This is a genomic window from Dickeya aquatica (assembly GCF_900095885.1).
Classification (GTDB): Bacteria; Pseudomonadota; Gammaproteobacteria; order Enterobacterales; family Enterobacteriaceae; genus Dickeya; species Dickeya aquatica.
This window is the reverse complement of the sequence record NZ_LT615367.1, coordinates 2,444,335-2,457,508: the sequence shown is the minus strand read 5'-3', so window position 1 is coordinate 2,457,508 and position 13,174 is coordinate 2,444,335. Positions and strand designations below refer to the sequence as shown.

At 61.9% G+C, this 13,174-nt stretch carries 11 protein-coding genes and 2 pseudogenes; 8 read left to right on the top strand and 5 right to left on the bottom strand.

All coding sequences use genetic code 11. The features are described 5' to 3' along the window. Positions 1–18 precede the first annotated feature (18 nt). From DAQ1742_RS11030 to DAQ1742_RS10995, 8 genes and pseudogenes are all read left to right on the top strand, one after another. A pseudogene (locus tag DAQ1742_RS11030) lies at positions 19–1,001 on the top strand (ABC transporter permease). A 1-nt stretch (position 1,002) separates the two neighbouring features. Then, positions 1,003–1,914, top strand: coding sequence for an ABC transporter permease (locus tag DAQ1742_RS11025; RefSeq protein ID WP_035341663.1), 912 nt, complete (start codon positions 1,003–1,005; stop codon positions 1,912–1,914). Continuing rightward, complete coding sequence (locus tag DAQ1742_RS11020) at positions 1,911–3,611, top strand: ABC transporter ATP-binding protein (RefSeq protein WP_035341665.1); 1,701 nt, start codon at positions 1,911–1,913, stop codon at positions 3,609–3,611. The genes DAQ1742_RS11025 and DAQ1742_RS11020 overlap by 4 nt, the downstream gene beginning before the upstream one ends. A gap of 12 nt (positions 3,612–3,623) precedes the next feature. After that, on the top strand, positions 3,624–4,403 hold the full coding sequence (locus DAQ1742_RS11015) for an SDR family oxidoreductase (protein WP_035341667.1): 780 nt from the start codon (positions 3,624–3,626) through the stop codon (positions 4,401–4,403). A gap of 45 nt (positions 4,404–4,448) precedes the next feature. Next, positions 4,449–5,651 (top strand): amidohydrolase, encoded by a 1,203-nt coding sequence (locus tag DAQ1742_RS11010; RefSeq protein ID WP_035341669.1) that lies wholly within the window; start codon positions 4,449–4,451, stop codon positions 5,649–5,651. Further along, positions 5,648–6,904 (top strand): D-amino acid dehydrogenase, encoded by a 1,257-nt coding sequence (locus DAQ1742_RS11005; protein WP_035341671.1) that lies wholly within the window; start codon positions 5,648–5,650, stop codon positions 6,902–6,904. The genes DAQ1742_RS11010 and DAQ1742_RS11005 overlap by 4 nt, the downstream gene beginning before the upstream one ends. A gap of 73 nt (positions 6,905–6,977) precedes the next feature. Then, positions 6,978–7,655 (top strand): TetR/AcrR family transcriptional regulator, encoded by a 678-nt coding sequence (locus DAQ1742_RS11000; protein ID WP_035341673.1) that lies wholly within the window; start codon positions 6,978–6,980, stop codon positions 7,653–7,655. 42 nt (positions 7,656–7,697) lie between these two features. After that, positions 7,698–8,612, top strand: a complete 915-nt coding sequence (locus DAQ1742_RS10995; protein WP_035341675.1) for a 4-hydroxy-tetrahydrodipicolinate synthase family protein — start codon at positions 7,698–7,700, stop codon at positions 8,610–8,612. Between the two features lie 60 nt (positions 8,613–8,672). Here the strand turns inward: DAQ1742_RS10995 and DAQ1742_RS10990 are convergent, their stop codons facing one another. From DAQ1742_RS10990 to DAQ1742_RS10970, 5 genes and pseudogenes are all read right to left on the bottom strand, one after another. Beyond that, complete coding sequence (locus DAQ1742_RS10990) at positions 8,673–9,590, bottom strand: aminotransferase class IV (protein ID WP_035341677.1); 918 nt, start codon at positions 9,588–9,590, stop codon at positions 8,673–8,675. A gap of 9 nt (positions 9,591–9,599) precedes the next feature. Then, positions 9,600–10,382 carry an amino acid ABC transporter ATP-binding protein gene (locus DAQ1742_RS10985; protein WP_035341679.1) on the bottom strand — a complete coding sequence of 261 codons (783 nt, stop codon included), beginning with the start codon at positions 10,380–10,382 and terminating at the stop codon, positions 9,600–9,602. A 43-nt stretch (positions 10,383–10,425) separates the two neighbouring features. Further along, positions 10,426–11,100, bottom strand: coding sequence for an amino acid ABC transporter permease (locus tag DAQ1742_RS10980; protein WP_035341681.1), 675 nt, complete (start codon positions 11,098–11,100; stop codon positions 10,426–10,428). A gap of 8 nt (positions 11,101–11,108) precedes the next feature. Then, positions 11,109–11,779, bottom strand: a pseudogene (locus tag DAQ1742_RS10975) (amino acid ABC transporter permease). 230 nt (positions 11,780–12,009) lie between these two features. Next, positions 12,010–13,164, bottom strand: a complete 1,155-nt coding sequence (locus DAQ1742_RS10970; protein WP_180706114.1) for a trans-sulfuration enzyme family protein — start codon at positions 13,162–13,164, stop codon at positions 12,010–12,012. Between the last annotated feature and the right edge of the window lie 10 nt (positions 13,165–13,174).

The window sequence follows — 13,174 nt, the reverse complement described above, 5'->3', positions numbered from 1 at the left end:
GTGCAGAGAAGGTGAGTGATGAGAAACATGGAACGCATCCGACGGGTGCTGTGGCGGACGTTGCTGCATGCGGTGCCGGTGGCCATCGGCATCGTGATCGTGGTGTTCTTTTGCTGCAACTGGTGCCGGGCGACGCGGCGGACGTACTGGCTGCCGAGGCGGGCAGCGCCACCGCCGAAACCACGGCGCAGATACGCCAGCAGTTCGGGCTCGATCTGCCGGTTTGGCATCAACTGTACAACTATCTGTCCAATCTGGCGCACTTCAGTCTGGGGTTTTCACCGCGCTACAACGCGCCGGTGACCGAATTGATCCTGTCCCGCCTGCCGCAGACGCTGTTGCTGATGTTGGCTTCACAACTGGTGGCAATCGTGGTCGGGATCGCCCTGGGGGCGGTGATGGCGGTGTGGGCAGGCAAATGGCCGGATCGGTTGCTGTCGCTGCTGGCGCTGTTGCTCTATTCCACGCCGGGGTTCTGGATTGGACTGATGGCGCTGATTCTGTTCTCGGTCCGGCTTGACTGGTTGCCGAGCGGCGGCAGCGCCACCATCGGTGTGGATCTGCACGGTTGGGCCTATCTTAGCGATCGGTTGAAGCATGCAGCACTCCCGGTCTGCGCCCTGAGCAGTTTTTTAATCGCCATTTACGCCCGGCTGACGCGTGCGGCGATGCTGGAAATCGACCGGCAGGATTTCGTGCGCACCGCGCATGCCAAGGGGCTGAGCCCGTGGCGGGTGACGCTGCGCCATATTCTGCGCTGCGCGCTGCTGCCGGTAACGACAGTCGCCGGGATGCACATCGGCAATCTGCTGGGTGCGGCGGTGGTGGAAACCGTATTTAGCTGGCCGGGGCTGGGCCGGCTGGCGCTGGAGGCGGTAATGGCGCGCGATTTTAACGTGCTGCTGGGTGTGCTGCTGCTGTCGGCGTTTCTGGTGATCGTCGCCAATATTCTGGTCGACATACTGCAAAGCTGGCTGGACCCCCGAATCAAGGCGAACTGAGATGAAAGAGACTGTTTCTTCCCGTACGGCCACTGCCGTCAACAAAGCGGCTCCGCCGCGTCACCGCGTGCGGCTGTCGCCGGAGCTGACGCTGTTTTTGCGCAATCCTTCCGGTATGGCGGGCGTCGCGCTGCTGTTGCTGGTGGTCGTGATGGCGCTGGCGGCACCGTGGGTCTACCCCGGTGACCCGCTGGACATGGTGGCACAGCCGTTTCTGTGGCCAGGGCAGGATCCTGCTTTCCCGTTAGGCAGCGATTCGCTGGGGCGTGATGTCGCTGCCGGAGTGGTACATGGCGCGCAGGTGTCATTGCAGATAGGCTTTTGCGCCGTGGCGGTCAGCCTGCTGATCGGCATGACCGTTGGTGCGATTGCTGGCTTCTTTGGCGGCAAGGTTGATCGCCTGCTGGTGCATGTCACCGAACTGTTCCAGACCTTTCCCACCTTTCTGCTGGTGGTGGTGCTGGTGGCCATTGGTCAGCCATCGGTGACGCTGATTTCCTGCGCCATCGGTATCGCTTCCTGGCCGACCATCGCCCGGCTGGTGCGGGCAGAATTCCGTACCTGGCGTGAAAGCGATTTCGTGCTGGCAGCGCGCAGTCAGGGGTTTTCCAGTCTGCGCATCATGGCGCAGGAGATCCTGCCCAACGCGCTGCCGTCGATTATCGTCACCACCTCGGTGATGGTGGCGTCGTCCATTTTGATCGAATCCGCGCTGTCGTTCCTCGGTTTTGGCGATCCGAACCGGGTGAGCTGGGGCAGCATGATCGGTGCCGGTCGTGAGTCGCTGCGCTCGGCGTGGTTTTTAACCGCGATCCCCGGTGGCGCGCTGGTGCTGACCGTGCTGGCGCTCAATCTGGTGGGGGATGCGCTCAACGACGCACTGAACCCACGCTCACGGAGGGAACGCGTATGACCCCGCTGTTGGAGATTCAGGATTTACGGGTGAGCTTCCCCGGTCATCAGGCGGTGCGCGGCCTCGATCTGGCGCTTCATCCCGGTGAAACGCTGGCGCTGGTGGGCGAATCCGGCTGCGGCAAATCCGCCACCGCGCTGTCCATCATGCGGCTGGTCAGTGCACCGGGGCAGGTCACCGGGCGCATTCTGTTCGCCGGGCAGGATCTTCTGGCGCTGCCGAACACCGCGATGCGTCAGCTGCGCGGCAACGCGATTTCAATGATTTTTCAGGAGCCGATGACCTCGCTCAACCCGGTGTTGACCATCGGCCAGCAGATCGTCGAAACCCTGCGCACGCACCAGCCGTTGACGCCGGCTCAGGCGCGGGCGCGTGCTATTGAGCTGCTGGATCTGGTGAAGATCCCTGAGCCACGACGGCGTATCGACGATTATCCGCACCAGTTGTCCGGTGGGCAGCGCCAGCGGGTGATGATCGCGATGGCGGTGGCCTGCCAGCCGAAGCTGCTGATTGCCGATGAGCCAACCACCGCGCTGGACGTCACCATTCAGGCGCAGATTCTGGCACTGCTGGATCAACTGCGGCGCGAGCTGTCGATGGGCCTGCTGCTGATCACCCACGATCTGGGGGTGGTGGAGCAGTGGGCGGACCGCGTGGCGGTGATGGTCGGCGGGCGCAAGGTGGAAGAGGCGTCAACCGATGTGTTGTTCCAGCAACCGCAGCACCCCTATACCCATGGGCTGCTGGCGACGTCACTGCATCTGGCCGATGACCTGCACTACCGGCAGCATCGCCTGCCGGAGATCCGCCATCCCGACAACGGCGACGCCGGGCAGGTAACGGTGGTGACACCGCCGCTGTGCCGCATACCCGTCCCGGATACCACCCGCACGCCGCTGCTGTCGCTGCATCGGGTGCATACCCGCTACGCCACCTCGCAGGGTGTGGTGAATGCGGTGAAGGATATCTCGCTGGACATTTATCCCGGCGAAACGCTGGGGCTGGTGGGGGAATCCGGTTGCGGCAAATCGACGCTGTCAAAGACCATTTTGCGCCTGCTACCCGTCGCTGAAGGCCGGATGCTGTTTGACGGCCAGGATATTACCCATCTGAACGAGTCGCAGTTGCAGCCGCTGCGCCGCCGGGTGCAGATGATTTTTCAGGATCCCTACGCGTCGCTCAATCCGCGTCACGACGTTCAGCGCATTCTGGAACGGCCGCTGATGGTGCACGGCGTCACCCAGCGCGCGGAGCGTCAGCGGTTGATCAATCAGGCGCTGGAACGGGTTCGTCTGCCGCAGAGCAGCCTCTGGCGTTATCCGCACGAGTTCTCCGGCGGTCAGCGTCAGCGCATCGGCATTGCGCGTGCACTGGTAGTCAACCCATCGCTGGTGATTTGCGACGAGCCGGTATCGGCGCTGGATGTGTCGATTCAGGCGCAGATCCTCAATTTGCTGGTGGAACTAAAGAGTGAAATGGGGCTATCGCTACTGTTTATTTCGCATGACTTGTCCGTGGTGCGCTACATCGCCGACCGGGTGATGGTGATGCAGCATGGCGAGTGTGTGGAAAGCGGCGATTGCCAGCAAATCTGGCGGCAACCGCAGCACCCGTATACTCGCCTGCTGCTGGACTCTGTACCGGGCAGGCAGCCGCTCACGGCGCACGCCAGTCATTTCTCTGTGGTTAACGCATAAGGGGTCTTTGATATGGATTTGGGTATTGCTGGCAAACGGGCGCTGGTATGGGGCGGCAGCCGTGGGCTGGGTAAAGCCGTTGGTCGTCAACTGGCGCAGGAGGGCGTGCAGGTCACGCTGCTGGCGCGCACCGGGGTTGCGTTGCGTCAGGCGCAGGATGACATCGAACAAGCGGTCGGCGTACGCCCGCAGGCAGTGGTGGCGGACATTACCCGCGACGAAGGGCGGCAGGCGGCGCTGGCGGCCTGCCCGCAACCGGACATTCTCATCAACAACGCCAGCGGCCCTGCACCGGGCGATTTTCGCCACTGGACGCGCCAGCACTGGCTGGAGGCGCTCGACGGCATGATGCTCGGCCCGATCGAGATGATGCGTTTGACGGTGGATGGCATGCGTCAGCGCGGCTTCGGGCGCATCGTTAACATCACCTCCCGCAGCGTGAAGGTCCCGCAACTGGAGCTGGGGCTGTCGAACAGTGCCCGTTCGGGGCTGACCGGTTTTGTCGCCGGGCTGTCCCGCACAGTGGTACGTGACAATGTCACTATTAACAATATTCTGCCGGGCATCTTCGATACCGACGGCCAGTGGCAGCACATTCAGTCGCTGGTGGCGCAGAGCGGCAAATCCTATGAGCAATTACATCAGGAACGGGCCGCGGCCAACCCGGCCGGGCGCTATGGGCAGCCGGAAGAGTTCGGTGCGGTTTGTGCGTTCCTGTGCTCGCGGCAGGCGGCGTTCATCACCGGGCAGAACTGGCTGATTGACGGCGGCAGCTATCCGGGCACTTTTTAACTGTTGCGCCCGCCGCCGACAGGCGCAGGCCAGAAGGAATACGACATGGCGGACTATGAACCGACGCTGCGGCAGATGATTCCGGTGCTGACCGGGATCCGCCGTCATATTCATCAGCACCCGGAAATCGGGTTTGAGGAGTTCGGCACCGCGGCGCTGGTGGCGGAGAAATTGCATGAGTGGGGGCTGGCGGTAACCACCGGCATCGGCGGTACCGGCGTGGTGGGGACGCTGCACGGGAAACAGCCGGGCGAGGGGGTCATTGGCCTGCGCGCCGATATGGACGCGCTGCGCCTGCAAGAGAAAACCGGCCTGCCGTATGCCTCGGTATACGACGGCAAGATGCACGCCTGCGGCCATGATGGCCATACCGCCATGTTGCTGGGTGCGGCGTGGTTGTTGTCCCGCCAGCCGGATTTCGCCGGGACGGTACATTTCATCTTCCAGCCCGCCGAAGAGGGGCTGGGTGGTGCGCGAGCGATGCTCGACGATGGCCTGCTGAGTCGCTTCCCGTGCCAGCGCCTGTTCGGGCTGCATAACAAACCCGGCATCGCGCCAGGGTGTTTTTCGTTGCGCAGCGGGCCGATGCTGTGCGCCAGTGACAGCTGGCGGGTGGTGTTCCGCGGCACCGGCGGCCACGGCGGTTCCGGTGCGCACCTGTCGATTGACCCGACGCTGCCCGCCGCGCAGTTTGTGCTGGCGTTGCAGACGGTGGTCAGCCGCAATGTCCCGGCGATGGAGGCGGCGGTGCTGAGCGTCGGGCATATCGGCGGCGGCGATCCGCTGGCACCCAACGTGATCCCTGACTGCGTTACCGTGACCGGTACCGGGCGTAGCTACTCACCGGCTATCCGCGAGCTGCTGGCCAAACGGTTGACCGCGCTGGCACAGCACAGCGCGCAGGCGTTCGGCGCGACGGCAGAGGTCGATTATGAATTTCAGTATCCGGTGCTGGTCAACGACCGGGAGATGGCCGGGCGTGCGAAGCAGGCCGCCGGGCGGGTTGCGGGTGCGCACGCGGTCGACAGTGACATGACGCCGCTACTGGGGGCGGAGGATTTCGCCTACCTGCTGGAGCAGCGCCCCGGCGCGTTCATCATGGTGGGCAATGGTGATGACGACGATGCCCACGGCCGACCGCTGCATACCCCGCATTACGATTTTAACGACGCGCTGATCCCGGTTGGGGTGCGTTACTGGGTGGAACTGGTACGTCAGGAACTGCCGCTCGCAGGAGGTATCGCATGAAGGTGATGGTGCTTGGCGCGGGCGTGGTGGGGGTCACCAGCGCCTGGTATTTGCATCAGCAAGGGTTTGAGGTTGAGGTGATTGACCGCCAGCCCGGCCCGGCGCTGGAGGCCAGTTTTGCCAACGCGGGCGGCATTTGTCCCGGTTTCGCCGGCCCCTGGGCGTCGCCCGGTATGCTGCTCAAGGCATTGCGCTGGCTGTTCGTGCCGCAGGCACCGCTCACATGGCACCCGGCACTTAGCCCGGCGCAGTGGCAGTGGCTGTGGCGTTTTGCCCGCAATTGCCGGCTGGACGCCTATCGCGCCAACAAAAGCCGGATGCAGCGTATCGCCCACTACAGCCAGCAGTGCCTGCACCAGTTGCGACACGAGCTGGAACTGGATTACGCCCAGTCGTCGCTGGGGGTGCTGCAACTGTTCGGCAATGAACAGGAACTGGCGATGGCGCATCATGCGTCGCAGGTGTTGACGCAGTTTGGCGTCAATCACCGACTGGTTGACCGTCAGGCGGTGACGCAGATCGAACCGGCGCTCTCGCAGGCGGACGCACCGCTGAGCGGCGGTCTCTATCTGCCAGATGATGAAGCAGGGGACTGTGCGCTCTTTACCCGGCAACTGGCGGCACTGTTGCAGCAGCGCGGCGTGCGTTTCCATTTTAATACCCCGATCGAGCGCCTGCGGGCAAGCGATGACCACCGTCGCGTCACCGGTGTGGCAACCGCTGGCGGTGAGCTAACGGCGGATGCCGTGGTGGTGGCGCTGGGGTGCGCGTCGGTGCCTTTGTTGCGTCAGGTGGACATCCGGCTGCCGATTTATCCGGTAAAAGGGTACTCGGTCACGCTGCCGATTGCCGACGATGCCGCCGCCCCACGGGTGTGCGTGATGTACGAGCATCATAAGGTGATGATCACCCGTTTGGGGAACCAATTGCGGGCGGCAGGGATTGCTGAAATTTCCGATTTCAGTACCCAGCCGGACGCGAAGAAAAGCGCCTTTGTGGCGAGCGTCGCGCAGCGGCTGTTTCCGGGCGCGGGCGACTATCAGACAGTAGGTCGCTGGTGCGGCCTGCGCCCGATGACGCCGGACGGCCCCGGCTATGTGGGCGCTACGCCGGTGGCCGGGCTGTTTCTGGCCTGCGGACAGGGCTCCAATGGCTGGACGCAGGCGGCAGGTGTTGGGCGTATCGTGGCGGATGTGATTGCCGGTCGAACGCCGGATATCGATCTGGACGGGTTGACGCTGGCGCAGCGTTAACCGGCTGACCAGATAGACCCGGATACGCCGCGGCGTGTGGATTCACTATCAAAGGACGACAAAAGGACCATCAATGAGTACAGCAGCCAAAGAAAAAGAGGGCGATGTCCGGCAACGCATCTTACACGAAGCGATGACGCGTTTCGCCCACAAAGGCAGCGAACTGACGACGGTGCGGGAGATTACCGAAGCGACGCAGGTCAACATCGCCGCCATCAACTACCACTTCGGTTCCAAAGATGGGTTGTTGCAGGCGGTGCTGGATGCCGTGCTGCAACCGCTGAACGCCGAGCGTAGCCGGTTGCTGGACGAGGTGGAACAGCGCTGGGGCGATTCGCCGCCGTTGTCGGCGTTACTCGATGCGCTGTTGCGTCCGCTGGTGCAGAGCGCCCGCACGCCGGACGGCGGGCGTATTGCCGTGCGGTTGTTGCAGCACCTGCGTGCTACGCCACAGGGCGAGGTATCGCTGCTGCTGTCTGACCGGTTCGATGGCACCGCCCACCGTTTTATTCAGGCGTTCAGCCGGGCGGTGCCGCATATTTCGCGCGCCGAGGCTATCTGGCGCTATGAGTTCGCCCGCGGCGCAGCCATGCACGTCTTGGCGGATGTCGATCCGCGTTCCGGGCGTTTATCGCTGTTATCGAAGGGCGTATGCGACAGCAACGACGACGAACAGGTGTTGCAGCAATTACTGCGGTTCGTCAGCGCAGGGTTTGCAGCCCCCTCGGCCGATACCGTGCCGACTGAATAACCGTTTTTTATGACAAATACATATCATCAGACAGGAATAGCTATGAGCAGAGAGAGAATTGAAGGGTCTTTTGTCGCGTTGATCACCCCGTTTAATGACAACGGCAGCGTGGATTTCGGCGCATTTGAAACCCTGTTGCAGTTTCAGGAACAAAACGGCACCGCGGCGGTGTTGATTATGGGGTCTACCGGTGAAGTATCTATGTTGTCGCCGGAAGAGCGCCGGGAAATCATTCGTCGTACCGCCGGTTTTAACAGCGGCAAAATGAAGATCTTTTTCGGTTGTACCGGCAACAATACCGATACCACCATCGACTATGTGCGCTTTGCCAAAGACAACGGGGCCGATGGTGCGATTATCGCCGCGCCCGCCTATATTTGCGCCAGCGAAAGTGACATCGAGCACTATTTTCTGGAGATCGCCGACGCCACCGACCTGCCGCTCGGTATCTATAACAATCCGCCGCGAGTGAAAACTGACCTGCACTGGACATCGCTGTTGCGTATCTTCAAACACCCGAATTACGTGATCCATAAAGAATCCACCACCCGCGTTGGTCAGGTGGCACAAGTGTTGGCAGGCAACCCCGACGTGTCGGTAATGTGCTGTGATTCGCCCAACCTCGGTCTGGTTGTTCCCACGATGTCGCTGGGTGGCCACGGCACCGCCAACATGACCGGTAATATCGCACCGGCGGAGCTGGCGGCGATCTCCCGGCCGTGGCGCGAGGCGGGTGACGCTGAACGTTTCCGCAACGCGTACCAGCATCTGTTGCCACTGCTGCACTACACCTATTCCGCCATCAATCCGGTGGCGGTGAAATCGCTGATGAAGGCGGTCGGCCTGCCTGCGGGTAGCCTGCGCCGCCCGCTGCGCGATCTGGACGGCGACGCGCTGGAGCGTGGGGTGCGCATTGTGGCGGAACTGGGACTGCGGGAAAAATACGGTTTTCGCTGACTGACAGCAACCGAACCGGGGCGCGGCCCCGGTTTTTTACGCCGTCAGTCGGGAAACCGATCAGGCTTCGATGAATGCCTGATACCACTGCCTGAGCTGTTCAGTGACAGTGCGGTTCGCTGCCTCAAACTCCCGGCCATCCAGCCTACGCACGGGCGTAATGCCCGCCAGTGTGCCGGTGACAAAGGCTTCGTCGGCGCTCAGCGCTTCCGCCAGCGTGAAATCCTCCACCCGCACCGTCAGGCCGCGGGCACGCGCCAGGTCTATCACCGTCTGACGGGTGATACCGTTAAAGCAATAGCGACCGCTGGAGGTCCAGAGTTCGCCGCGACGCACAATAAAAAAGTTGGTGGAGTTACAACTGGCGACGAAGCCGTGTGAGTCCAGCATCAGTGCTTCGTCAGCCCCGGCGTCGATGGCCTGTAACAACGCCTGAATCAGATTCAGACGGCTGTGGGAATTGAGCCGCAGGTCGAACACATCCGGCGTGCTGGTACGGTAACTGGAAGTGAACAGCGCCAGCCCGCGTTGTTTGGCCGTTTCATCCACCACTTTGTATTCCGCCACACACACCACCGTCGCGCCGCCGAGGATAAAGCGCGGATCCTGATTCGGGGTGCTTTTACGCCCACGGGTGATCATCAGCCGCAGGTGCGCGCCATCGGTCATGCCGTTGATAGCCAGCGTGCGCCGCATAATGTCGATTAGCTCCGCGCGGGTATGGCCGATATCCAGCCGGATGGCGGCTGCACCCGCGAGCAGGCGGTCCAGATGGGCATCGAGGGAGATCAGGCGGCCGTTAACCAGTCGCAGGCCTTCCCACACGCCATCACCGCAGACGTAACCTGAATCAAACACCGACACCACCGCCTGCGAGCGATGCACAAATTCGCCGTTGACGTACACCTGCACGTCGTCGTTGCGGGTATCGTGCCGGTAAGCCTGGCTGCTGGCGGCGGAAGGGGAGGAAACGCGCATGGTGACTCCTTAAAACGCACGTTCGGCGAAACGGGCCAGAAACGCCTGCGTGCGGGGTTGTTGGGGATGGCGCAGCACCTGCTCGGCGCTGCCCATTTCGTGAATCACGCCATCGGCAATGAAGATAACCCGGTCGGCGACGTGCCAGGCGAAACCCAGTTCGTGGGTCACCAGCAATAAAGTACGGCCCTCGTCCGCCAGGGCGCGAATGGTGTGCAGCACTTCGCCGACCCGTTCCGGGTCAAGCGATGAGGTGGGCTCGTCAAATAGCATGATCTCCGGCTCCATCGCCAGCGCACGGGCAATCGCCACCCGCTGTTGCTGGCCGCCGGACAGGTTGCTGGGACGGGCGTTAAGCTTGTCCGCCAGCCCGACTTTCTCCAGTTGCTGACGGGCGATGGCATCGGCCTCGGCGCGCGGTCGCTTTTTTACCGACAGCAGGGCTTCCTGCACGTTTTGCAATACGGTCTGATGGGGAAACAGGTTGAACTGCTGGAACACCATGCCGACACGCTGGCGCACCGCGCACAATTGCTTTTCCGGGTAACGGCGGCTGCCGTCCGGCAAGGGGTGCCCCAGCACCTCGCCGTCCAGTTCGATGGTGCCGCCGCTGGGTATTTCCATAAAATTCAGGCAGCGCAGCAGGGTGCTTTTGCCGGAGCCGCTGCCGCCGATAATGGCGATTTTCTCGCCGCGCCGTACCTCCAGGTCGATGCCTTTCAGCACCGGCTGACCGTGAAAGGATTTGGTCAGCCCGCGCAGCCGTAAAACGATATCCTGTGAATCAGTCATAGATAGTTACCGGGTTAATAAAAAATACCGGGGCGATAAAAAATTACCGCGTTGATAAAGGGGAACGCCAGCGCCGCTCCAGCCGCGCGGCCAGATAGCTGCCGGGCCAAATCAGCACGACGTAGAACAGCGCCACCACGGTGAGAATTTCCAGCGGGCGGTAGGTGTCGCTGCTGAGCAGTCGTCCCTGATACATCAGTTCATTGACCGCCAGCATTGACGCCAGCGAGGTGACCTTCGCCAGCTCGATCAATCGATTGGTCAGCGCGGGCAACATGCGTTGCAGCACCTGCGGCAGGATCACACGGCGCAGCGCCAGCGGATAAGACATGCCGAGCGCTTTGGCCCCTTCCCACTGGCTTTGCTCCATCGATTGCAGACCGGCGCGGAAGATTTCGGTGCTGTAAGCGGCGGTGTAGAGCGTCAGCGCCAGCACCGCGGCACCCGTGGTGCTGAACTGAATGCCAATCAGTACCGGCAGCGCGTAATAAAACCAGATCAACTGGATCAGCACCGGCGTATTGCGAAACAGTTCGACGAACGCCATTACCGGCAGGCGAACGGCGCGGCGGCGTGCGGTGCGGGCGATGCCCAGCAGCAACCCGAGTAACGTGCCGCCGATGCCCGCCAGCAGCCATAGCTCCAGTGTGACGCCCAGCCCGCGCAGCAGAACAGGTAACTGCTGCCAGATAAAGCCAAAATTCCATTGATAGTGCATCGGCGACCTCACTGTACACGGGCGTAAGACAGCCGCCGCTCGGCGTACTGGCCCAGCAGGCTAAGGACAAACAGCAGCGTGAAATAGAGCAGCGCCGCCAGGCTGTAGACTTCCAGCGGGCGGAAGCTCTGGCTGTTGATCTGCATTGCCTGATACAACAGCTCGCCGTAAGCCAGTGATGACGCCAGCGAGGTGGATTTAATCAGCTCGAACGAGCGCTCAATCAGCGGTGGGATCATGCGTCGCAACGCCTGCGGCAGGATAACGCGTCGCAGCGCCAGCGGGCGCGACATGCCGAGCGCTTTAGCCCCTTCCCACTGCCCCTTATCAATCGACTGAATGCCGCCGCGGTAGACTTCGGCGTAAAACGCGGCGGATTGTGCCGATAGCGCCGTTACCGCGGCGGCGAACGGCGACAGGGTCAGCGGGCTGATGACCGGCAGCGCGTAGTAAATCCAGAAAAAATGCACGATGGCAGGCGTGTTGCGGTAAAAGCCGATGAACAGGTGAGCGGGTAAACGCCACAGCCGGGTGGATGACAGTTTCATCGTGGCCAGTAGTGCACCGGCCAGCATGCCGATGATAATACTGGTAAACCAATACGCGCCGTTCCCCATAACCCGTCCAGCAGCAGCGGCCACCAGTGTGGCAGGGCGGAAAAATCCCATTGATAACGCATGTGTTTTTCCCTGATAACGCCAATGGCGTACGAATAGTGAACCCGACTACGATATTGTTATATCGATGGTGCTTTTTATATTCTCAGCATCTTAGCAGCCAAAAAATGTGATAAATAAATGCTAAAAAAGCGGATTGATAGCCGATATTTGGCTAAAGAAAGCGGGAAATTCGCTGAGGTTACGGGCGGAAAAATCGGGCTGCCGATGACAGCCCGGATGATGAGGGGGATTACGCCGTCTGGCCGGTGAACGCCTGTTGCAAATCGGCAATCAGGTCTTCCACATTTTCGATGCCGACCGACAGGCGCAGCAACTGCGGCGTGATACCGAGGTGCAAGCGCTGTTCCAGCGGCAAGGAAGCGTGGGTCATATTGAAAGGCTGGCTGATCAGGCTTTCCACGCCGCCCAGACTTTCCGCCAGCGTAAACAGCCGGGTGCGGGTAATCACCTCGAGGGCGTAGTCGGCGTCACCGCGCAGCCTGACGCTTATCATGCCGCCGAACGCACTCATTTGCTGGCGTGCCAGCGCGTGTTGCGGATGAGACGGCAGGCCGGGGTAATACACCTGTTCGACCTGCGGCTGTTGTTCCAGCCAGCGTGCCAGCGTCAGCGCGTTGTCGCTATGACGGGCGAGGCGCAGCGCCAGCGTACGAATGCCGCGCAGTGTCAGGAAACTGCTGAACGGATCGAGCACGCCGCCCACCGCATTTTGCAAAAACGCCAGTTGTGCCGCCAGGTCTTTATCGCGCCCGACCACCGCCAGCCCGGCGACCACATCAGAATGGCCGTTCAGGTACTTGGTGGCCGAATGCACCACGATATCGAAACCGAGATCCAGCGGGCGCTGCAACGCCGGAGACGCGAAGGTATTGTCTGCGACGCTTATCACGCCACGGCGCTGGGCAATGTCGGCAATGGCACGCAGGTCGGCCAGCTTCAGCAGCGGATTGGTGGGGGTTTCCACCCAGATCATCCGGGTTTGCGCGGTGATCGCCTGCTCCAGCGTAGTCAGGTCAGCCGGGTCAACATAGGTGACACTCAGCCCGGCTGTGCGCTTGCGCACCCGATCCAGCAATCGCCAGGTGCCGCCGTAAATGTCATCCACCGCGACGATGTGGCTGCCCTGATCGATCAGTTCCAGTACGGTGGCGCTGGCCGCCAGTCCGGAGGCGAAGGCAAAGCCCTGAATACCGCCTTCCAGCGCGGCGATGTTGGCTTCCAGTGCGTGACGGGTCGGGTTGCCGCTGCGTGAGTATTTCATACCCGGTATGCTGGCCGGGGCCGGTTGGGCAAAGGTAGATGTGGCGTAGATAGCGGGCATCACCGCACCGGTGCTATCCGGGGTGTAGCCCGCGTGAACGGTCAGCGTGTCGAAATGGCTCATGATGAATCCT

Bases quoted from the DNA above. Each gene is read 5' to 3' on its own strand.
- DAQ1742_RS11025 (WP_035341663.1), top strand. From the start codon at position 1,003: ATGAAAGAGACTGTTTCTTCCCGTACGGCCACTGCCGTCAACAAAGCG.
- DAQ1742_RS11020 (WP_035341665.1), top strand. From the start codon at position 1,911: ATGACCCCGCTGTTGGAGATTCAGGATTTACGGGTGAGCTTCCCCGGT.
- DAQ1742_RS11015 (WP_035341667.1), top strand. From the start codon at position 3,624: ATGGATTTGGGTATTGCTGGCAAACGGGCGCTGGTATGGGGCGGCAGC.
- DAQ1742_RS11010 (WP_035341669.1), top strand. From the start codon at position 4,449: ATGGCGGACTATGAACCGACGCTGCGGCAGATGATTCCGGTGCTGACC.
- DAQ1742_RS11005 (WP_035341671.1), top strand. From the start codon at position 5,648: ATGAAGGTGATGGTGCTTGGCGCGGGCGTGGTGGGGGTCACCAGCGCC.
- DAQ1742_RS11000 (WP_035341673.1), top strand. From the start codon at position 6,978: ATGAGTACAGCAGCCAAAGAAAAAGAGGGCGATGTCCGGCAACGCATC.
- DAQ1742_RS10995 (WP_035341675.1), top strand. From the start codon at position 7,698: ATGAGCAGAGAGAGAATTGAAGGGTCTTTTGTCGCGTTGATCACCCCG.
- DAQ1742_RS10990 (WP_035341677.1), bottom strand. From the start codon at position 9,590: ATGCGCGTTTCCTCCCCTTCCGCCGCCAGCAGCCAGGCTTACCGGCAC.
- DAQ1742_RS10985 (WP_035341679.1), bottom strand. From the start codon at position 10,382: ATGACTGATTCACAGGATATCGTTTTACGGCTGCGCGGGCTGACCAAA.
- DAQ1742_RS10980 (WP_035341681.1), bottom strand. From the start codon at position 11,100: ATGCACTATCAATGGAATTTTGGCTTTATCTGGCAGCAGTTACCTGTT.
- DAQ1742_RS10970 (WP_180706114.1), bottom strand. From the start codon at position 13,164: ATGAGCCATTTCGACACGCTGACCGTTCACGCGGGCTACACCCCGGAT.